The sequence below is a fragment of the Mesorhizobium sp. IMUNJ 23033 genome (genome assembly GCF_044778005.1).
GTDB classification, from domain to species: domain Bacteria; phylum Pseudomonadota; class Alphaproteobacteria; order Rhizobiales; family Rhizobiaceae; genus Mesorhizobium; species Mesorhizobium amorphae_A.
In genome coordinates this window covers 156899-177421 of the sequence record NZ_JBJACT010000007.1, presented here as the reverse complement: position 1 = coordinate 177421, position 20523 = coordinate 156899, and the positions used below count along the sequence as shown (strand labels likewise).

At 59.3% G+C, this 20523-nt stretch carries 20 protein-coding genes and 1 tRNA gene; 11 read left to right on the top strand and 10 right to left on the bottom strand.

All coding sequences use genetic code 11. The features are described from left to right. Positions 1–240 (bottom strand): hypothetical protein, encoded by a 240-nt coding sequence (locus ACFX5Q_RS11465; protein ID WP_404277771.1) that lies wholly within the window; start codon positions 238–240, stop codon positions 1–3. Between the two features lie 166 nt (positions 241–406). After that, positions 407–1420, bottom strand: coding sequence for a hypothetical protein (locus ACFX5Q_RS11460; RefSeq protein WP_404277769.1), 1014 nt, complete (start codon positions 1418–1420; stop codon positions 407–409). 224 nt (positions 1421–1644) lie between these two features. Here ACFX5Q_RS11460 and ACFX5Q_RS11455 point away from each other — a divergent pair, with 224 nt between their 5' ends. After that, positions 1645–2346 (top strand): hypothetical protein, encoded by a 702-nt coding sequence (locus tag ACFX5Q_RS11455; RefSeq protein ID WP_404277767.1) that lies wholly within the window; start codon positions 1645–1647, stop codon positions 2344–2346. A 350-nt stretch (positions 2347–2696) separates the two neighbouring features. Then, a complete protein-coding gene (locus ACFX5Q_RS11450; protein WP_404277765.1) occupies positions 2697–3020 on the top strand; it encodes a hypothetical protein in 324 nt (107 codons plus the stop codon). A gap of 959 nt (positions 3021–3979) precedes the next feature. On the opposite strand, the gene ACFX5Q_RS11445 is transcribed toward ACFX5Q_RS11450, so the two are convergent. Continuing rightward, complete coding sequence (locus ACFX5Q_RS11445) at positions 3980–4609, bottom strand: hypothetical protein (RefSeq protein WP_404277763.1); 630 nt, start codon at positions 4607–4609, stop codon at positions 3980–3982. A 96-nt stretch (positions 4610–4705) separates the two neighbouring features. On the opposite strand from ACFX5Q_RS11445, the gene ACFX5Q_RS11440 reads away from it, so the two are divergent. From ACFX5Q_RS11440 to ACFX5Q_RS11415, 6 genes are all read left to right on the top strand, one after another. After that, positions 4706–6148: an ADP-ribosylglycohydrolase family protein gene (locus tag ACFX5Q_RS11440; RefSeq protein WP_404277761.1), complete on the top strand. Its 1443-nt coding sequence runs from the start codon at positions 4706–4708 to the stop codon at positions 6146–6148. A 61-nt stretch (positions 6149–6209) separates the two neighbouring features. Continuing rightward, positions 6210–6512: a hypothetical protein gene (locus tag ACFX5Q_RS11435; RefSeq protein ID WP_404277759.1), complete on the top strand. Its 303-nt coding sequence runs from the start codon at positions 6210–6212 to the stop codon at positions 6510–6512. Between the two features lie 341 nt (positions 6513–6853). After that, positions 6854–7813, top strand: a complete 960-nt coding sequence (locus ACFX5Q_RS11430) for a helix-turn-helix domain-containing protein (RefSeq protein ID WP_404277757.1) — start codon at positions 6854–6856, stop codon at positions 7811–7813. Further along, complete coding sequence (locus ACFX5Q_RS11425; protein ID WP_404277755.1) at positions 7810–8163, top strand: hypothetical protein; 354 nt, start codon at positions 7810–7812, stop codon at positions 8161–8163. Before ACFX5Q_RS11430 ends, ACFX5Q_RS11425 begins: the two co-directional genes overlap by 4 nt. An 11-nt stretch (positions 8164–8174) precedes the next feature. Continuing rightward, positions 8175–9125 carry a hypothetical protein gene (locus ACFX5Q_RS11420; protein ID WP_404277753.1) on the top strand — a complete coding sequence of 317 codons (951 nt, stop codon included), beginning with the start codon at positions 8175–8177 and terminating at the stop codon, positions 9123–9125. A gap of 516 nt (positions 9126–9641) precedes the next feature. Continuing rightward, complete coding sequence (locus ACFX5Q_RS11415) at positions 9642–11075, top strand: exonuclease domain-containing protein (protein ID WP_404277751.1); 1434 nt, start codon at positions 9642–9644, stop codon at positions 11073–11075. 180 nt (positions 11076–11255) lie between these two features. Here ACFX5Q_RS11415 and ACFX5Q_RS11410 read toward each other — a convergent pair whose 3' ends face one another. The 4 genes from ACFX5Q_RS11410 to ACFX5Q_RS11395 form a co-directional block, all read right to left on the bottom strand. Then, entirely contained in the window at positions 11256–11636 is a 381-nt protein-coding gene (locus ACFX5Q_RS11410; RefSeq protein ID WP_404277750.1) for a cupin, read from the bottom strand. Between the two features lie 7 nt (positions 11637–11643). Beyond that, a complete protein-coding gene (locus ACFX5Q_RS11405) occupies positions 11644–13131 on the bottom strand; it encodes a 4-hydroxyphenylacetate 3-hydroxylase family protein (RefSeq protein WP_404277748.1) in 1488 nt (495 codons plus the stop codon). A 14-nt stretch (positions 13132–13145) separates the two neighbouring features. Next, on the bottom strand, positions 13146–13676 hold the full coding sequence (locus ACFX5Q_RS11400) for a flavin reductase family protein (protein ID WP_404277746.1): 531 nt from the start codon (positions 13674–13676) through the stop codon (positions 13146–13148). Positions 13677–13801: 125 nt separating this feature from the next. Further along, the gene (locus tag ACFX5Q_RS11395; protein WP_404277744.1) at positions 13802–14461 is read right to left on the bottom strand and encodes a GntR family transcriptional regulator; all 660 of its coding nucleotides are present in this window, start codon (positions 14459–14461) and stop codon (positions 13802–13804) included. Between the two features lie 448 nt (positions 14462–14909). Between ACFX5Q_RS11395 and ACFX5Q_RS11390 the strand changes: the two genes are divergently transcribed. After that, the gene (locus tag ACFX5Q_RS11390; RefSeq protein WP_404277742.1) at positions 14910–15521 is read left to right on the top strand and encodes a cell envelope biogenesis protein TolA; all 612 of its coding nucleotides are present in this window, start codon (positions 14910–14912) and stop codon (positions 15519–15521) included. Between the two features lie 449 nt (positions 15522–15970). Here the strand turns inward: ACFX5Q_RS11390 and ACFX5Q_RS11385 are convergent, their stop codons facing one another. The 3 genes from ACFX5Q_RS11385 to ACFX5Q_RS11375 all read right to left on the bottom strand — a co-directional run bounded on the left by ACFX5Q_RS11385 (position 15971) and on the right by ACFX5Q_RS11375 (position 18173). Then, the gene (locus ACFX5Q_RS11385) at positions 15971–16324 is read right to left on the bottom strand and encodes a DUF2293 domain-containing protein (RefSeq protein WP_404277740.1); all 354 of its coding nucleotides are present in this window, start codon (positions 16322–16324) and stop codon (positions 15971–15973) included. A 267-nt stretch (positions 16325–16591) separates the two neighbouring features. Further along, on the bottom strand, positions 16592–17005 hold the full coding sequence (locus ACFX5Q_RS11380) for an XRE family transcriptional regulator (RefSeq protein ID WP_404277738.1): 414 nt from the start codon (positions 17003–17005) through the stop codon (positions 16592–16594). A gap of 277 nt (positions 17006–17282) precedes the next feature. Next, positions 17283–18173 (bottom strand): DUF1194 domain-containing protein, encoded by an 891-nt coding sequence (locus tag ACFX5Q_RS11375; protein ID WP_404277736.1) that lies wholly within the window; start codon positions 18171–18173, stop codon positions 17283–17285. Between the two features lie 113 nt (positions 18174–18286). On the opposite strand from ACFX5Q_RS11375, the gene ACFX5Q_RS11370 reads away from it, so the two are divergent. Both ACFX5Q_RS11370 and ACFX5Q_RS11365 read left to right on the top strand, forming a co-directional pair. Next, positions 18287–19390: a helix-turn-helix transcriptional regulator gene (locus ACFX5Q_RS11370; protein WP_404277734.1), complete on the top strand. Its 1104-nt coding sequence runs from the start codon at positions 18287–18289 to the stop codon at positions 19388–19390. Positions 19391–19792: 402 nt separating this feature from the next. Further along, positions 19793–19869, top strand: a tRNA-Pro gene (locus ACFX5Q_RS11365). The last annotated feature ends 654 nt before the right edge of the window (positions 19870–20523 follow it).

Below are 20523 nucleotides of genomic sequence, written 5' to 3'. Positions count from 1 at the left end.
TCAGCCTTCCTCGCGAAAGTCCTTCAGCGACGCGTGACGTAGATTTTCCTCGCCCTTGAGGAACTTGACCCGCCCCACCGAGCCGCGCTCAAGCCTTTCGGCCTTCTTCTTCGCCAGCCCCCTTGGCGGAGGTGCGCCGGCTTTGCCCTGCACCCGGTCCCACAGCGCCTGCCGCTTGTCTGCCTTGTCAATTCCAACGGCAGCAGTGCCCAGCAGGTCTGCCGGAGATGTAAGCGTCACCTAGTTTCGTCCTTCTTAAAAGAAGCAATCAATAATAGGCAACGCTTACTAAATGCCCTCCCCGGCAACTCCTTCTTCTTATAAGCAGGTAAGGTAAGCGCCTCCTATTGCCTATGAGTCTTTATAAGAAGAACGACAAATAGGCAGCGCTTACTCAAGCACACACTCAACGGGAAGTCTGCGGCGCGGAAGGACTCGCTCGGGAGACCGTCGACTTCCTCGCTCGATGGGCCGCCACGTTCCTGCGGTTGCGTTCGCGGTCGGCCTCATCGACCGGTGAACGGGACCCTGTCCTGCCCATGGTCTCGGCCGCGGCTCGTTCAGCGGTAACCGCGCACTCGTCGTAGAGCGGACAGGTAGCGCAAGGCTCTTTAGCAAGGTCGACGCTCTCCAGGACGCCAAAGCATGCGACATGAAAGTCCTCGTCGTCGAGAGCCTCAACCGGCGCAGCGATCCAGCGACCCCGTTGGACGTCGCCCAGAACACGAGCTTTGATATCTGCTCGCTCGTCCTCCGGAATGAGCGCCAGGCAATCATCAAGGGAAAGGACCCTATTCTCGATGGCCATGGTGCCGACTCGTTCGGTCCAGTGGCTCGTCAATTGTCGGAAGTGGGTCTGCATGAAATCGCGGAAGAAGCTCTGGGGGTGCAAGCCATGGTCGTGCTCAATGCGAAATTGTGGGCGCTGGTTCAGTTCATGCAATCTGACTCCCAATTGGTCGTTGGCATATTCAAGCCACATTGAGAGCCAGGCGTCTCGCTGCTTTTCCGTTGGCTTCAGTTGGCCAGGCAGGGGGGACCAAGTCCGCTTACGGTTGCTGGCGAACTCGAAGCAAAAAGCCAAGAACATATCGTATGGAAGCCCCCATTCGTCAGCGAACTGGCGCGCCTGCCACAGCTGCGTAAACGACCCCGTTCGCTGCCTAGGGAGGTGCTGTTGCACCCCCTTAACGCGCCGGGCCAGCTGCGTGTCGAAGTTAACCCGCACGTAGAACTGGAGCGCAGCCGTGTAGTGCGTCCTGAACAACTCTGTTGCTTCCAGGGGGCTCATAAACCGGTAGTTGGGCCATTTCGAATTCATCAGCTCCGCCTCTCGGCGCAGGAGCTTGGTGGAAATCAGGGTGCGCATCTTGATCAGTTGTTCGAGGCGCTCTTGAGATTTCACGGGATTACTGGACATAGGTTCTCCTTCGGGCGCCCGGCCCGTTAAAGTGGTTAAAGTCGTTGTTGACAGATGGCGTTATAACGATCGACGCTCGGGTCGTCGGACGAGCACGCACTTTTTTGCGGGCGGGCGCATTGGTCCCGAATCACCCACGCGACCCGCCGACTGCTCGGCAGCGCTTTGGTGAGCTCCTGGCGTGAATAAGCCCAGGTGTAGGAGTTGCTGGCGCGGTTGTAGCGGTGTTGCCATCGTCGTTCGCAAACGGTGCCAACAAAGATCAGGATAATGGCGAAGAGCAGAGCCGCAAAATTTGCGTCGGCTATCCAGAACTCGCCAACGTGCGCCCTGTCGAGGCGAGCTTCTGCGGCGCTCGGCGCTTGCTGGGTATTCACAGGCTCGCTAGCCTGGCATTGCCCATTGTAGCTACCGCAATCAACCATCTCAAGGCCATGCCGAAACCACAAAAGCGCGATCGGGACTATTACGAGGGCAGGTTGCGAGACGAGTTCCCGTCGATCTACGCGGACCTCCAGGCTGGCAAGTTCAAGACCGTCAACGAGGCTGCGAAGGCGGCCGGTCTCGTGAAGCCGCCACGCGCAGTGAATGCTCTCAAGAACGCCTGGAAGAAGGCGAGCCTCGCCGAACAGCGAGAGTTCCTGGCGTGGGTCCGTAGCCGGACAGCTGCCAAAAAAACCCCGCCGACTGTCGTCTCGAAAGCAGTGGTGGACGCGGATAGCTATGTCCTAGAATGGGCGAAGAAACGCGTCGAAACCATCATGGGAAAGCGCGTCATCAACGAAACCCAGGTGATGCATGAGCTTGGCTTTAAGCCCCTAGACGCGTCGCTCTGGAAAGCGATACGGCGTTCGCCGCCTTCCCGCATAAGGCCTGCACTGGCGACCGCCCTCGAGGAGTGGATCCGCAAATATCAGCATGTTTGAGCCGATTGGTAGAGCGCTCTACCGAAACCCATACTTCCGTAGAGGACTCTACTGAGGCCATGGTCGACGACAGGAGAGGCACGCTGCTGGACTGACACTACCGGCGGCAGGCGACTGATGCCCGGAGTGCGATCGGAGCGCTCAACAAAGTCGGCGTTGTCGGCTTGTTTTCGGCCGCTGCGGTTCGAGGCGGTTTCGCGTCTGGTAGATAGGGAGGCGCTTGTTGAACGCTTTGCCTGGATCAGACCAGGTCTACCGGCCTTTTCTTTTCTCACGTCGCTTCACATTCCCGTTGAGCCTGCGTATGTGGGCGGCGGCACGTTTGGTGCCCATAGAAGGACTTACAGCAAATGAGAATGAAACTCGTGGCGGCGGGCGCAGTGATGGTTGGACTAGTCTCATCAGCGGCTTTCGCTGACACCTTCGTCAATGGCTACTACAAGCAAAGCGGCACCTACGTTCAGCCGCACTACAGATCCAATCCGGATGGCTATTCGAGCAACAACTATTCGACGCAGGGCAACACGAACCCCTATACCGGCGCGCAAGGGACGAAGCCAAACAGCTATGGCAACAGCTACGGCACGGGCAATTCCGGAAGTGGCTACGGCCAGAGCGGACTACAAGTTGCGCCCGGCCTCAACACGAATTGCGCCTATTCGCTCTCCTGTTAGAGCGTCGGGCGACGGACTGTTAGAGACGTGGCGAGCGCCGGGTAGAATGGAGCTTTGAGCCTCCTGGTGCTCGCACCGCGTTTTCGATGTCGGTGCCTATCGGCATCCGATAGAAAGCGGCTCGTAGAGGACTCTACTTAAGCCGACGACAAGGCGAGCACCACCGCGGGGGATCAGACGGTGTGAACCGACAACAGGCTACAGCACGTTAGGGATGTGATGTCCCACGTCTCGGAGGCGAGCCTACGATAGGAGAGGCGCCTGGTCGAATTTCAAGACGTTGAAGGCAATGAGGCGGTGCTGAAATTCCAAAGGTAGCGCAGTCGATGTATCTATTCCGGACGAGCCGTTCGATGGACTCCACACGCCAGATTGCGCGCCGACAGCGGCGCTAATGTGCGTCTCGGATCCCTTCTGAGTGATCTTCTGACACTCTGTCAGGCGTTAGCCAAGCGACCCGTTCGAATACCTATTCGCCTTGGATTTCCGGCGTCCTAGGTTGCTGCCACGACTATCGCTCGGACAAGGCACCTGTTGTCCGATTAGCTATTTGGTCAGTCTGTCCTGCGCGTCGATTTTCAAGATGGCGCAAACAAGAAGCGCCCTTTAACACTCGACTGGGAACCGGGCGAGTTTGGTTTACATCATTGGGGAAATTTCTTTTGGAACCGCCAGATGTCAACTTAGGGTAAACAACGGTAAACCAAAAATCGAAAATCATCTTCCGATCGATGATGATTGAACAGGATTTGGTTGACATAGGGCAACCTTAAGAGGTGGCACCGTCAATCCGTCCTACAAGGCGAGGTGCTTCCGAATTTATGTATGCTGAGGCGCCAGCCCATCCGAGTCGGCGAGGGATAGCTGGGCTCAAGGGGCTGTCTCGAATCCTCCAGACCCTATCTATATCATCGATTCTGCAAGACGTTGGGCCGGTTCAAGTCGAGCCCACTCCGCCTTCAACCTCGAGAGGTCGACGCCTTGAATTTTCTGACGGTCTCGTCGGTCCACGGCAAACCAGTCAAGGTCGTTATGCCCAGATTATTCAGGTAACCCGCGATGGCCTTGGGGCGTCCCCTACCCTCTGGAATTCGCTCCTCGGCCTCGGCAAATACGCGACGCACTCTGCGTCTGTGTTCATCTCTGCGGAGAAATTCGGTATTCCGCCAGTCTTGGAAGTGGCTAATCGGATCAAACAACCGTCCATCTATATCGATGGAGTCCGGAGGAAGACCTATCGGCTTTAATCCGCTAACTCTCAAAATATCCCTCATATAGCTATGCCTTCGCCACATTTGCACAGCGCCGAAGTCGACGTGAACTAATGTGCATTGACGCTCGAGGCATACCTCAATTGCCTTCCCTAACTCCACACGGATCGAGGATGTGGCTTCTTCGGGGTCTCTCTCGATGAAAACGAATTCGCGGACGAGAATTCCAGCATTGCTCCTCACCCAGCGTCGAACGCGCTCGCACTGGTATCGGATGGTTTTGCTCCGCTTTGCGGCCTGCTCGACATCCTTGGGCAACTTGCGAAAGCCAGCCCAGTTTACCGGTCTCGTCCAGTAGAAACCAACAAACTCTTCCATGGCACTCGAATCCGGAAAAAAGGGGAGATCCTATACCGCAGCCTTGGGCCCCAGTTTATTTTCGCGTCATTAGTTTCGCTTCAGAGGAGAACCGATGTGCCGGAAGAAATCAACAACTCGCTTAGGGTCGACGACGTCCCCGCCGCCTGCGGGTTGATCGGGATCACGCTCGCCCCAGGCAAGTGCGGCCCGAGCTTCTATGGCGGTGTGCATCAGCGCGACCTCGGATCAGACCTCGATGCGGTGGCTCGGTGGGGTGCCTCGGTCGTTGTCACGCTTATCGAAGACCATGAGTTCAGGATGCTGAAGATCGAAAACCTTGGGCAGGAGGTGCGCCGCCGCCACATGGAATGGCATCATCTGCCGATCCCCGACGTTGACGTGCCTGACGCACAGTTTGAAGAGGGATGGCCCGCACATTCGGCCGCGCTTCGAGGCTTGCTCAAACGGGAAAACAAGGTGCTCATCCATTGTCGGGGCGGCATCGGGCGGGCCGGCATGGTTTCGGCGCGATTGCTGGTCGAACTTGGTATGGATCCGAATGAGGCGCTCGCGGCAGTGCGTCAGGCGCGACACCCGAGGGCCGCGGAGACGAAAGCTCAGGAACGATGGATTGCTCGCGGACGACCGGCCGACGACGCCAAGCCATCTCGGGAACTTGAAGACGTCCGCGACCGCGCGATTGGTGCTTTGCTAGGTCTCGCGGTAGGCGACGCGGTAGGAGCAGCGATCGAATTCAGCAGCAAGCCGGAGTTCACCTTGATCGAGGACATGATCGGAGGCGGTCCGCATGGCCTTAAATCGGGCGAGTGGACAGACGACACCGCGATGGCGCTGGCGTTGGCGGAGAGCCTGGCGGGTAACGGAGAGCTCGACCCAGGCGACCTTATGGACCGCTTTGTCGACTGGTGGAGAAACGGAACCTATTCCTGCACGGGATCCTGCTTTGATATCGGAATCACTACGCGAGGCGCCCTCGACCGCTATCGTCGCACTGGTGATCCCTACGCTGGGTCCCCAGATCCAGGTGCCTCCGGTAACGGGGCCCTTATGCGGCTCTCACCGGTGGCGATTCGTCATTGGCGCAGCCTTGAGACGGCTCTCGATGTCGCCCGGCGGCAGACGCGCACCACCCACGGCTCGCCACCGACCATCGAAGCCTCGTCTATCCTCACGCACCTGTTGGTGAAGGCGATCGAAGGCCGCCCCCTGACCGAAGTCCTTACAGGTCCTGAGGCAGGTGCAGTAGGAGGCGGCTTTCGCAGCCTGCACCGGGACGAGATAACCGGTTCCGGTTATGTGGTGAAGTCGCTGCAGGCGGCACTGTGGGCTGTCAATAGAACGACCGATTTCCGGTCAGCGGTCCTTCTGGCAGCCAATCTCGGTGATGACGCGGACACGACGGCGGCCATCGCCGGTCAGCTCGCCGGTGCCGCCTACGGTGCATCGGGAATTCCCATGGAATGGCTGACCAAACTTGCCTGGCGAGATCGGCTCGAGCGCGCGGCCGACCGGTTGTTCGAGGCGAGCCTCAATTAGACGAAAAAGCTTGCGCGGAGAATGCCCAAGCCCAGCAACAAGTGCAACAACGGAGGTATCAATGAGCATCAGCCTGCACGTCATCTGCCCCAACGGTCACAATCTGAGGCACCTCGGCGAATTCGTCTATGAGACTGGCCGATGGCTGGTCAGCGAAGAAACTGCCCGCCAGGTTACTCGCGTCCACATCCATGAGAAGCAGAAACTGCCTGCATACCAGGGTGGCAACGTCATCAGCTGGCGCGCAGATCCGGAAGGAACGGGCCGCTACTACTTCACTTATCGCGCAACCGAGGATGCGAGGATCCCCTGCAGCGGTGGTTGGGGTCAGGAGCTCGCAATCGTCCGCCATGTTGAAGGATGATTTAAACTAGCGAACCCGCCGATGGGGCCAGGAAAGCGCCTGTCCTGGTGCTTGGATTCCTGGCGAGTTTCGATACCGCGCGCCGTTTAATTGGCCACCACGTCAACAAACGTCATCAGCCGGATGAAGGCTCTTCACACTAGCCTGCGAGCGTAGTCGCGGAGAGCGGGGGTGGCTCGACAGCTGACCGGCCACGAATGTTGAACCGCAAACTGCATGCCCTATGAACTAACTTGCATTACCATATCAAATTGTCCCAGCCTTAATGCATAGTTTTACGCATTATCGCTTGCCTCTGGTTAAAATTGTGATATTAATGCATTTAACAAGAGGGCTACGCGATGCAAACGGAAATAAACCCTGTCAAACTGCGCATTGAGCGCGATTTGCGAGACTGGACGCAGCAGGGACTTGCGCAGCGAGCAGGACTATCTCTCCGACAGATAGCTGCGCTGGAACAGAAGCGGCCCGACGACGGCGGCCATCCGGTCCGTCAAAGCACGCTGGTAAAGCTCACCGAAGCACTGAACGTAGATCCGAGTGCACTGACGCACGAAAGCGGCGCATCGACCGCTATGCGCAGGCAAGCGCTGCATATTCCGATGCCTGCCCATGTTCAGTTGCAATTCGACCTGATCAAAGAGCGCTACGGCATCTCTATGCTCAACCTGGTCGAGGCTGCACCGATGCTGCTCATGCTGGCGGCACGCATGAGTCTCTCCTGGAGGCGTGAAAGGCTTGCGGAAGCGCTTGCGCATCTCAATGGGGTCACGGCCTCAATGGGCTACGTCCTGACGGAAGCCCAACGCAAGATGCTTGCCTTGATCGAGGCAGGCCTTGCCGCTGAGGCGGAAGCCATCGAACAGGGGGCACTTTTCACGCCGTCCGATTTTTCCGCTCAGCTATTCGAGTCCAACCGCTTCCTGGACTGGGTTGATGCAACAGCTGACGATCCGGACGACATCGAGCTCATCGGACTTCGAAAAGTATCAATGGCACCCGAAGGCCTTAGCGTGCCGCGCAACGTCTGTCGCAAGACCCTCTACGACATCGCCGGTTATCCCGGCGAGCCGGGAGCAAGCCGCGCAATCTATGCCTTGGTCAGCGGAGAGGTGCGGCTGCACGACATCCCGGAGGACCTGCGCGACGCTGAAAAACGCCCAGAGCGAATTGCCTGGTTGGGCGAACAGGTCGATGGCCCCGAGGACGAGGAATGGTGCATCGACACCTATCCTGGGTTGCATCCGAATACCGCACGATATTCGACGCGCGACCACCGAACAGATGTGACAGACAAATGAACAACACTGTCCTTTTGCGCCACGCGGGAATTCGAGCCAATCAAAGGGGTATCCGGAAAGGCGTTATCAAGACGATTGTCGAACACGGCAAGGACTTGGGGCGTAACCGTTACAATCTGGATCCGGACGAAGCATCCGGGCGCATCGCGGAGCTGAAAGCGGAGCAGTCCGCCATAATGCGCGGGCCGTGGACGAGGCAAAAAGCCGAACGTATGCGCGAGTTGCGTGAAACAGTTCGATCGTTTGAGCGGGCGTTGAATACGATCGTGGTGATTTGCGGGAATTCTATCGTGACGACCTATCACGGCCGAAAGCGGCGCGACCACAAACCGCTTGGATATCTTTGCTGAGGAGTTCCGACATGACCAAAGACCTTTGCCATATCCATAAGTTCCAGGAACGGGATATTGACCTCCTTCTTGCCGAGGAACTACGCATCAATGAGAAATTCGCTGCCTGGTTCATAAGCCGGGTCGCTTCCGGCTCGCTCGTTGTGGGCCCAGCGTTCCGGACCCGTGTATCGGTGCTCGAAGACGGAACCGAAGCCGACGTTGTTGCCTGTTTCCATCGCGCGGACGGCGGTATTCACCGCGTTTTCGTGGAAGACAAGATCTCGGCACCATTGATGCCTGAGCAGTTGCAGCGTTACCAGCGGAGGGCGTCCGCAGAGCATCTCCGTGGGGAAAGCAACAGCTTCTCGGTGGTTCTGTTCGCTCCGGCCGCTTATGGCGCAGTCTTGCCTGACGGTGTTGTGCGGCTGACGTTCGAGGAGGCAGCTACAGCCCTCGAGCAATCGAACGATGACGACCGCACCACCTACAAAGCCGGGTTCCTTCGTAGAGCTCTACCACTAACGTCGCCCGCTTCAAGGGATGCGCACGCTGCTGATGTCGAACCCTTCGTGGCCGACTGGTGGGAGGCCGTCTATGTCATGCTAGGACGCGAATTTCCGGGTTTCTTTCTGCCACCGAAGACAAGATATCCGCGAGGCGTCTATTTTGCGCCGCGGACGAACGGCATGGCAGACTACCTGCGCGTCGATTTCAAGGGCCACCTCGGCGAGGTCGATCTCGCCGTAAAGAACGTCAATTATCCCGATCTTGCGTCGGCTCTAAGCGGACTGCATTTGCCCGGCAGCATTATCGAGAACGGCAAATCAACTGCGATCAGGATAGGCGGCCTCGAGAAGTTCGTAATCGCGGACGGAATCGCCGTCATCAATACAAAAGTCCGCGCTGCTTACGCGGCTGCTGCCGAGCTTTTGACTTTTTGGAAGGAGAACCGGAACCGTTTCGATAGCTTGGCGCGATGAAAGCTGGTCTTCAGCCAGTAGGCGTCTCCTCCGAGCCTCGGACCGCCGATAGCAATCCCACCGGCAGAGGTGGATCCATATTTCCCAATCTCTGGGCGCCAAAAGGCATCCGGATAAAAGGACCACGGTGCCCCTAGGACTTCCATCCGTTGGAACCGTTCGAAGAAGAATGTCGGTTGGTTCCTAGGGGGCGCATTTTCCGGCGACCCATGCCCGCTAACCTTCTCGGTTCAGGGGCCGACAAACGTTGCGCTTGTCGATGAGGCGCCGGCGTGGACAGAAGCCATCCGGCTGGGTCGATGTCGACAACAGGCGGCGATGACCCCAGCGATGATAGAGGCCCGGCGCCTTCGAAGGCATTTCACTTGGTGGACAGGTCGACCGGCTGAGGTCCCGATTGGCGCCTCATTGCCCTCTTTCTCCACTCATGCTTCAGGGCTCTCCAGCTCGCGTGGGCGGGGGCGATCTTGTCATCCGAATAGGTATTCGTGCATTACATGACTTGGGCGGGCAATGATGGCTTTCATTTTCTACGACACAGAAACGACCGGAGCTGATCGATCCTTCGATCAGATTCTGCAGTTCGCGGCAGTTCTGACTGACGACGATCTCAATGTCATCGATAGCTTTGAGATCCGCTCTCGGCTGCTCCCACACATTGTTCCGTCACCAGGCGCCATGATGGTCACGGGCGTCAGCGTTGAGCAGCTATTCGATCCCGCCCTGCCCTCTCACTTCGAGATGTGCCGGAAAATCCATGAGGTGATGACCTCGTGGTCCCCGGCGACCGTGGTTGGCTACAATTCAATCAGTTTCGACGAGGAGATGCTCCGGGGAGCCTTCTACACATCGCTCCTGCCAGTCTATTTGACCAACACTAGCGGCAATTCGCGCCTCGACATCCTCCCCCTTATGATCGCCACGCAAACGTTTGCACCTGATGCCTTCCAATGGCCTGTGAACGAGAAGGGACGCGTCAGTTTCAAGCTCGATCGGCTGGCGCCAGCCAACGGCTTTGATCATAGCGACGCCCATGACGCTTTGGCCGACGTTCACGCGACGATACATCTGGCAAGGCTCGTTCGTGCCCGTGCGCCGGTGATCTGGCAATCGGCGATGGCCTATCGGACGAAGGCGCTTGCGACCGAATACGTTGAGGATCGATCTGCGTTCGTGGCCACTCTGTTGCGATTTGGGCTGTGTGCTCCGAGCCTGGTTACCGCCCTTGGGCTCAATCCCGAGAACTCCAGCGAGCTCTTCACGCTCGATCTCAGGCAGGATCCGGCGCTGCTCGCAGCAATGACGGCCGACGAGCTTGCCACCCACATCAAGTCCAAACCAAGGCCCGTATCGTCGTTCAAGCTGAACGCTTGCCCGCTGCTCTTGCCGATGGAGGTCGCCGGCTCAAAGGCGACAGGTTATGAACTTGGTCTGGAAGAGATCACTCGACGCGCCGAAAAGGTCCGAGCCGATGAATCCCTCAGAAACCGCCTGATTGAAGCCATTGCGTCCAGCCGAGCTCCGTTCCCCGAAAGCCCTCATGTCGAGGAACAGATCTATGGTGGCTTCTACTCCCGGTCAGACCAATCGCTGATTGACGAGTTCCGCGAGGCGGGTTGGCCGCGTCGGCTTGAACTCTCTGGCCAATTTGATGACCGGCGCCTCAGACGGCTGTCGAGGCGCATCATCTACTTTGACGCGCCTCACGTCATGCCGGCGAAGATGCGCGCTGATTATGCCCATGCGATTGCCGTCCGAATTCATTCGCGGACCGATCGATCCGGCCGGTGGACCACGCTGGACGAGGCGATTGAAGATGCCCACGAATTGCTAAACGATGTTTCCCCGGACCGTGAGGCGATCCTGCGGGAGCACCTTGCCAGATTGACTGCCTGGCGTGAGGAGGCCGGTCTGATTTTGCACGGCCCGAACACGAGCGAAAAAACCTAACAACGTTGAACGACCGAGTTCGGACCCTTCTGTGCCTTTGGTTCGGAGAAGTTGAAGGGGAAGCAGTGACCGCAACAGACGTTCGGAACGTCAGAGACGCACTATTGCCAAATGTTGTATGGCTCGGTGACAGCGAGAAGGTCCGCACGCGGTTGGGAGCGGAACATCATTCGAAAAAAGTTAAGTCTCGTAGTAGTGAAGCTCGAACAGCAGGCATCCGGTATGCGACCGGAAGGGGCCGTGATAGACGCCAGGCGGCCGGCAGGCGTAGGCGTTCGGGGCAAAACTCAGCGACGGCTCTTCTACAGAAGATCCGCCGACGATGAGGTCTCCTGATACGAGAAAGACCTCTTCCCAGTATTCATGCACGAACGGCACCGTTGTATAGGCACCCGGGGCAAACCGTAGCAGCCGCGTGCGGTTCCCGGTCTTGCCCGCCTCGTCGAGCCGGCCGGCAAGAATCTTCTGCTCGATGCCGGGCGGGTAGCCAGGCGGCGAATGCCAGCCCTCGCCGGTCATGTCGATCGTGTGAAATTCCTTGTGTTCCTTTCGGATCGGCATGGCAACCTCAAGCGGCAACCAGAGCGGCGCGGTCGACCTCGTCCTCAAGCGAATAGCTATCCAGCATATGGTCGACGAGCTGCGTGCAGCGATCCCAGTCGAAGGTGCGGAAGCTGTGTCCCTTGGTCACGAAGGTGGCGCCAGCATAGAACATCTCGTATTGCGTGTGGCGCGAGGCGAATTCCGAGCCGACCGCATCCCAGGCCAGCTTGAAGAACTTTACCCGGCCCTCCGACGAAGCGACCGGCGATTGCTGCGTCCTTTCAATCAGATTGTGTAGCTCCGGATCGGCGAAATCCTGGACAGAGGACGGCAGCATGATCAGTCCGCCGCCCGCAAGTTCGCGCAAGGCCAGAATCACCCCGGCATAGAGTTGCTGCGTCAGCACCTGAGCCGAATAGAGTGTATGCGCGTCGGGCACGAAATAGCCGCCAAGCATGTGGCCCTTCACCTCCATGGCGTGCACCAGCGCGTCGACCATGGTGTTCTGTGCCGCAAGCGCTCCCAGCGTCTCGCGCACCTGCGGAAAGTTGATGACGCCATTGGTCTCGGCGATGCGCCGTGCAATGCCGACGAGGAAACGCATCTTCACCATCAGACGGATCTGCGCCTGGTAGTTCTGGAAGACATGCGCTGGCGTGGCATGGAACTGCCGTTGGCACATGGCGATGTCCTGGCTTACGAAGACGCGGTCCCAGGGAACTTTCACATCGTCGAAGTAAAGCACGGCATCGTTCTCGTCGAAGCGGCTGGCGAGCGGATTGTCGAAGACACTGACGGCGCTCTGCTCGTAGGATTTGCGTGACAGGATCTTCAGCCCGCCGGCATTCATCGGCACGGCGAAGGACACCGCATAGGGTTCGTCGCCCTCGCGCAGGGGCTGGATGCAGGTGACGAACACCTCATTTGCCATGATGCCACCGGTCGCCAGCATCTTGGCGCCGCGGATCGTCAGGCCTGCGGCGTCCTGGTCGACCACGCCGGCGGTCAGGAAGCGGTCCTGCTGCTCACCCGTGGACTTCGAGCGGTCGGCCTGCGGATTGATGATGACATAGGTGAGATAGAGCTCATTGTCCCGGGCGTAGCGGTAATAGTCGGCAAGTGCCGCGGCGCGCGCCTTGTCGTAAGCCTCGAAGACCTCGATCCCCATGAACATGCCGGAAATGCAGGAGGCGACATGATCCGGCGCGCGGCCAAGAAAGCCATAATGAAGCTCCGTCCAGGCTTCCAGCGCCTTGCGACGCTCGACGAGGTCGGCATGGCTGTGCGGCAACTGCCAGATGCGGTTGGCCCGCTGCCCGCCGCTTTCGGGCACCTCAAAGGTCATCAGTTCCCGGTTGTCCGACCGCGCTTGAAAATCATAGAGCGCGCCGACCGACCGGATCGTCTGTCGGAAGGCGGGATGCGTGGTGACATCACCAGCCGTCTGTCCATTGATATAGGCCTGCCTGCCATCTCTCAGCGTCTCGATATGCTGCTCTCCGGTCTTGATCATCTTGCCCTCCGCGGTCAGTAGTGGATGTCGAGCGGCCAAAGCGGCGCCGTGAACTCCGTTGGCTGCAGTGATGCGTAGCGCCCCTTGCCGAAAACCAGCGGCTGCCGGTCGGCGAAGGACCGGAAATGCTTCACCCTGGCGATGAACAGCATATGGTCGCCGGCCTCGTGCCTGGCCCACGGCTCGCAATCGAACAACGCCGCCGCGCCGGGCAGCACCGGGGCGCCAGAGCTGCCCTGCTCGAACCGCACCCCCTCCCACTTGTTGGAAAGCGGCTTGGCGAAGCGGTTGGAAATGTCCTTCTGGTTTTCCGAGAGAACGTTGACCGCGTAACTGGCAGCCTTCTGCCAAAGCGGTAGGCTGGCTGAACGACGATCGATGCTGAACAGGACGAGCGGCGGGTCGAGAGACAGCGAGTTGAACGAGCTCATCGTCATGCCGAGTTGCTCGCCGTCGGCCAGACAGGTGACGACGCAGACGCCGGTCGGAAACTGTCCCAGCGCCTGCCGGAACGCGCGCACGTCGAAAGCCGTCTCGATGATCATGTCCCGACCCTTCGGCACCGATCTGTTAAGTCACTTTAATTCACCCAATCCGTTGCCGCACTGCCTGCCGCCACTAATTTCTGCCGTTCGACCGCGGCGCCCATGCGGACGCCACAAGCCAGCTCTTACTGTGCCGCCACCGCCAGCCTGCGTTCCGTTGCCGCCGACCCCCAGCTTGCCGCCACCGGCAGCCGCAAGGCAACGAGCGTCCGCGCCAGATGCTCGGCGACGGCTGCCGACGCTTGTTCGGGCTGCCCGCAGCGTATGCCCTCGACGATCGCGGCATGCTCGGCGAGCACGCTGTCGCCGCGTCCGCCGGAGATCATGATAACGTGCACGCCCATCCGCAACTGGCGATCCCGCAGGCTCTCATAGAAGTCGGCGAGCACCGGATTGCCGGCAGCGCGCACGATTGTGCGATGAAACTCCCGGTCGCATTCGATGAACGCAACGGGATCGTGCCGCACCTCCACCTGTCGGGCGATCAGCCTGTCGAGTTCCGCAGCAAGCATGTCGCCGAAGCCGGCTGCCCGCCCTGCGCACCACTCTTCCACCAGGCCGCGCGCCTGCATGACCGCTTCGATCTCGGCCTCGGTGATCGGCGGCACGTAGGCGCCCTTCTTCGGCACGATCTGCAGGAGACCGTCGGCTTCGAGGCGCAACAGCGCTTCGCGCACCGGTGTCCGAGACGTTCCCGTTTCGCGACAGACCTCCGCCTCTGTAAGGAACGTGCCCTCGCGGCTGGGCAAGGTGAGCACGTGCTGCTTCAGCCAGCGGTAGACCACGTCCTGCGCAGCATCGCTTCGTTGCCCTATTGCAGGGCGTTCTGATTGATCTCGCTCACTCATAGACACCATGTATACATGTTGTCTACGAGAAATTCAAGCCAACTTGCGACTTGGCTGCGCTGAGCCCCAATCGATCTCTTCTTCAGTCATTTCGCCCACGCATTCGGCGTCGCTTCTCATTGAGCCTCTTCTCCAGCGGCCATGCCGTGATGATTTGCTTGCCGCCACGCGGTTTTCCGCTCGACTCCGCGCCCCGGCGAGATCGAGCGGGTGCCGTGAGGGAGCGGACCGTGGCCTGTGCGGGCTGAATGGTCAGGCTTTGACCCGAGGGCCGATGCCATCTGTTGCACTGCACCCATAGCGGTGTTTCACTCTTTCCCTCGCGGGTGCAAAGGTCCACAGACAGCGCTATCCGAGAAGTGGCGCATGTAAGGGTCTCTATCGGATGGCGAAGAAACTCAAAGTCTATCAAACCTCCATCGGCTTCTTTGAACTTGCCGTCGCCGCACCGTCGATGAAGGCTGCCGCGGAGGCCTGGGGGTCGGACCCCGACATCTTCAAACGCGGGTTCGCGAAACAGACTGAAGACCCCAAAGTAGTGGAAGCAACGATAGCCACGCCAGGCGTTGTGTTGCGGCGGCCGGTCGGATCGCATGGCGAATTCACTGAAAAGGCTATGCTTCCGAAAGCACCCGAGGGGCGTCGGCGGGTTCCGGAGGATCGTGCGAAACCCGCGGACGCCAGCAAGAAAGCCGACACGAAATCCAACGAGAAATTGGAACTGAAAGCGGCGGCCGCTCTCGAAAAGGAAAGGAAGCGTGAGGCCCTCGATCGCTCAAAAGCGGAGGCCGAGCGCGAACGTGCGAAGAAGCAACGCGAGCGGATGATCGCCAAAGCTAATGCCGCTTTCGAACGGGCCCGTAGCCGCCATGAAGACACCGTGGACTCCATCAGGCAGCGACGAGTGGAGCTGGACAAAGAGGAAGCCCACGAGAACGAAAGATGGGAGCGGGAGCAGCAGGAGCACGACGACGCGATGAAGGAGACAAAGGCGTAGGCTGCGAGCAAGGGCGTCGTCCGATCGACGGCATCGGATCGCGTCGGGCTCTCCGGAATTGGCGCAATTGGCCGGCGATCAGGTCGGCCTCTGGTTCGGCGGATTCTCGACAGCTTCCATTCGCTTTCCCCTTCCTGCCACGCTGGCAATTCCAGGTGGCATCAATAATCTGTCGGGTCATTCCCATATGGACCCAATGGTGAGGGGGCAACAAATGTGCGCTACCGATCACCCGTCTAACATGGAACGCTTTGGCGAAGGCCAATACGGAAGCCGTTGCTGCAGGGTGGCTTCGCTACGGCATAGGCCGACGATATCGACCTGGGACACCCGCAAGCGTCCTTTATGTTGGAATGAGCGCCGGTCCAAAAGCAGAATCCGTTGGCTCGGGCCTAACGCAACTGGATAGCTCAAAAGCGTCTCGGGGCTGGCACATGCTTCTTCCGCATTCAGGCTTCCCGCTCCGTTCGCGCCACGCGAAGTTTCAGTCCGGGCTTGCGCCACACGCGAAGAATTTCCTCGACCTGCGGCGCAATGAAGGTCCGCGCCTCCTCGCGCGTCATCATCTTGGATCGAAGCAGTTCGTCGTAATCAGTAAGGGAATGCCGGACGTATTTCTGCAGCTCGATGCCGACAGCTGCGCCCAGTCTTACATCTTTCCACTCTCTGGCGCTGACCCGCGCCGCTATCGTGAGGCGCGTCTTCTTCGGGCAACCGAGATGATGGACACGCATGTGTCGCACCACGGCCTCGAAGGAAAAGGTGCCCGGTGAATTCGGTTTCGGCTGGTCGCTATCTGACATCGTCAATCAATCAACAATTTGTTTAACCGGAGCGGAAGCCCGGGCACACGAAGGCGCCACGCCCGAGTAATTTCGTGTTCTGGGAAAACCTCAATCAAGGCTGAAAAATCTGCCTCAACCTTTGCACCTGGTCGAGCGTCGGAGGCGGGTCGGTATCCCCGCTAGCGAGCCGGATGAATTCGATCCAGCTGCGTTCGTTTGACGTGATCGTTAGTTCCGAGGCACGCTTCTGACGAACAATCAGGGAGACTTCGTCCTCAGGCCGGGTCATTTGCCGAAAATCCCGCGAAGAGCAGCCCTCGACCTGGATGTGAGGCTCGGATCCGAATAGTCGGACGCTTTGCGGATTTCCTCCAGCCAGGCGGTCTCGTTTTCAGTCACAAGGGTGCCGAAGATCTTGCGGATGGCCAACTCCGTTGTGTCTCCGCCGAGCTGCTCGACGGCCATCATGAAGAGCAAGGCTGGATCGCACTCAAGTGCCTTCGCTAGGGCTGGGACGCGATCGAGCGGCAGCTTGCTGTTGCCAGCCTTGATGTTCGTCAGCATGTTGTGTTGCGCAAACCCAGCCTCGCTTGAAATGAGCGACTGCGTTTTGCGCGGCTTCAGCTCCAGAATTCGCCTTTCGACGAACTTAGCCAGCCTTGTTTCGGAGTAAGGCTTAGTTGTTGTTTGTCTAACCATCGATATTCTCTCTCAGCCTCACAGCATCAACACGCTGATTGATGAGAGTTATAGCGATCGACTGATGGGTTATTTCGCGGTTGGCACGGCGTAACGCTTTACTGTGACGTTCTCCAGCACGTTTTTTCTGCGTGACTCGATGATGTCACGCGCAAGCCGAGCTTGAGATCTCAGCCTTAGAGTTAGAGGCACCAGGACCACTGATCTAGAGGTGTCAGACCGCTTCTGAACGCGGACCTTCCGCTATCGGACTATGCGAGGTCCGCCCGACGCAGCCCTATCGTCCAGGGGCCGATCCGATCGTGACGCAATCGACGACAGCTCGTGAGCGGATCCGATAGGTCGCAGGCTGCACACCGGCGGACAGACCGGCTATTTCGTTCACGAGCTTCTTCCGAATAGCCCTTGCAAACTCGGCTGTGCTGTCGACCCTGACGATGAAAGCGTCGGAACCGCCGATGACGCAGCTCTCATAATATAGCTCGACATAGCGCGGACCAAAGCTGTCGAGCGTGTCGGCCGCGTGCAGCGAGATCACCAGTCCGTTGATGGTCACGCCGGCGGCAATGAGTGCGTCGTGCACCGGTTGAAGCGGCAGACCGGCATTGTTGGGACCGTCGCCAGAAACATCAATTACCCGGCGGTCGCTTCCCGGCCCTGCGGCCAGTAGCTTGCCCGCCGCCAAGAGCGCCCCCGAGATTGAGGTGCCGTGTCCTCTGGCGATCGGCTGAGCCCGCAGCACCTCGCCGAAGGCGGCGGCATCTTCGGGCCTATCGAGGACGGTCCATGGTATCAGCACGCTCTGGTGATTTGGGCCGGCCCACTCGACATAGGCTACGGCAATTCTGCCACGCCGGCCGGATTCAATGGACTGCAACACTGCGGCATCGTGCAGTGCGTTGACATATCCTTCCCGCTGCAAGCGTTGTTCCGCCTCGCTCATTGAAGACGATACATCGACGCAAAGAACAAGTTCGAGATCCACCGAGGAAACCTGCTCCGCTGTGGCCGACAGCGACGTTGCCAGGCTCACCGCCAGAGCGAATAGCACGCCTCGTGCGCGTCCGGGTTTTTCCTGCCCAGCGAAGCGTGGAATGAAGGACATCATCTCGGCGCGCCCATCCCGTTGGTCAAACGGGAGGATGCTGCCGGGGACTTTGTCCTGCATCACCCGTATGGGTGAACCGAGCTCCGCTTTTGCTGGTAGTGTGAGCCCGCGCGCTGTCTCTCCGCGTCACTACGTGCTACTGTATCTTACCTGCCCGACCACGGAGTTGGTCGATGCCTATGGGACGAACTGAGCGGGCCATCGAGGCCTGTTACGATGCGGTCCTGGCGCCAGCCGAGTGGCCTCGCGCCTTGCAATTACTTGCAGAGTCGCTAGGCGCCGAAAGCTGCACCTTCTTCTCAGACGATGAAGAGGTGCCGCCCAAGATGCCCATCTCTACCGGACACGCCGAATTCCACGAATTGTGGCTGCGCAACGAATGCAATGCTCCGGATCCGCACGTCAGAAGAGCGCCTGCATTGCGCCGGGCAGGCCATACGACGCTCATCGAAGATCAGATCTCCACGGAAGAAGAGCGCAGGAGGCTGCCCTATTACCAGGAGATTGCGCGTCCCGGAGACCGGGATTGGTATGCGTCAACACCCTTCATGGTCGATGAACATCGCTGGAGCCTGCCGCTTTATCGCAGCGCGCGTCGTGGCAGGTTCTTTCCCGAGGAGACCCGCTGCTTCTCGGCAGTTGGCCCCCACCTTGGCAGGATCGTAAGGCTCGCCAAACGGTTCGCATGGTTCCATCAGGCCTCGGAACTGTCGTCGCTTGAACGAGCAAGTTGCGCGGCCATTTTGCTCGACGAAAAGGGCCGCGCGAAGGACCTGAACCTTTCTGCACAGAAGCTGTTTGGCGAGGAGTTCTACCTTGTGAGTGGTCGCCCGGCGACCGATGACCCCAGCAGCAACGAACGGCTGCGGCGGCTGCTCGCCGGCGGTCTGCGCGGCCGGCGGGACGGAGCGCCTCCGGCCGCACCGGTGGTCATCAACCGCGGCGAAAGGCCCTGGCTTCTGGCGGAGGTAATGCCGCTGAGTGCATTCGGCAGTGATCTGTTCGCGGTCGGCTGTGCCGTCCTCCTGTTGACCGACCTGAGGTCTCTGGCGCGCCCGAATGAACTGCGCCTGCGCGCTGCATTTGGCTTGACGGCAGCCGAGGCCCGGCTGGCCGCTCGCCTCGCGTCGGGCGATGGCATCAATGCGGCGGCAATTGCCCTCGGCATCAGCCGCGAAACCGCGCGCACCCAGCTCAGAGCGGTATTCGCCAAGACCAACACACACCGCCAGGCCGAACTCGCCACGCTCGTCGCCCGTCTTCGACTGCACGCATGACGACCGATTGGTAGAGCGTATCGCCGATCGGACGCTCCGGCCCTGGGCGAGCAGAACGCTCGATTAACAGATGGCGGGCCGACGACCGTCTTAAACCGATGCCGCCATCCGCGGTTCGGCTGAACGCCCTCAGGGATCACCTTGAGGGATTGGAGCCATTGGCTTACGCGACCGGCAAAAGTAGTCAGAGTCTAGACGCTGCTTAGCGATCGCTTAGGGGAACGATGAGTTCATGTCCCAGCTGCAGACGCATGGAACATACAGCGAACATCCGGTGTGCTTTTCGGTGTGCTTTTTGGTCACGAAAGGCACACCGGGACACCGTTTGTTCTAATTCCCTCGAATTTGTTCCGACAAGGCTCTTGCGCTACACCCCTTGAGAATATAGGGCTTTGCGCGGTCCGGAGTGTAGCGCAGCCCGGTAGCGCACTTGACTGGGGGTCAAGGGGTCGTCGGTTCGAATCCGGCCACTCCGACCATTTTTCCTTGAAATCCCCGGCTTTTATCGAAGGCGCCCTGCGGCGCCTTTATTGTTTTCGGAACGAAGGCGCTCAATTCGCTGTAATCACAGATGCTGCGAACTGGTGATGTTGGGACGAGACGCGGGCCGATGGAACCAGGCCAACCGCGTTCGCGCCTTGATTTTCCACTTCGGCACAAGGCGCCAGTGGGTCCTGCTCAGGGGCGAATAGGGATCCCGCGAGCCTCCTCTCCTGTCGAAATGCACCGCGAGTGCTTGGTCTAGGGCGCACAAAACGGCGTATCGTTCAATCTGTTCGTCGGATAGCTCGCAGTCGGGAACTTTGTCTCGCACCGACTGAACGGCCGAATAGGTCGAAATGATACGTCCTGGACCAGCGCAGTCGATATATCGCTGCACAGCGTCAATGACGTCGTCGGGAACAGGAAAGTTGAATTGGCGCAAACTGGTTGTGGTGGGAGTTACGATCCGCTTTAGCATTTCGCCCTCTGAAAGCCCCGGGCGACGCTGCGCCGGGATGGATGCATCAGCAAGCGCTAATGTTAGGCGCAAGGGCGTAATGCACCGAAATCTGATGCCGGGCGCGCTCTTCGGCGAATCTTGTTCGGGATAAGCGCGTGGGGCGGCCGCTATTCGCAAGCGCCAGCACCCC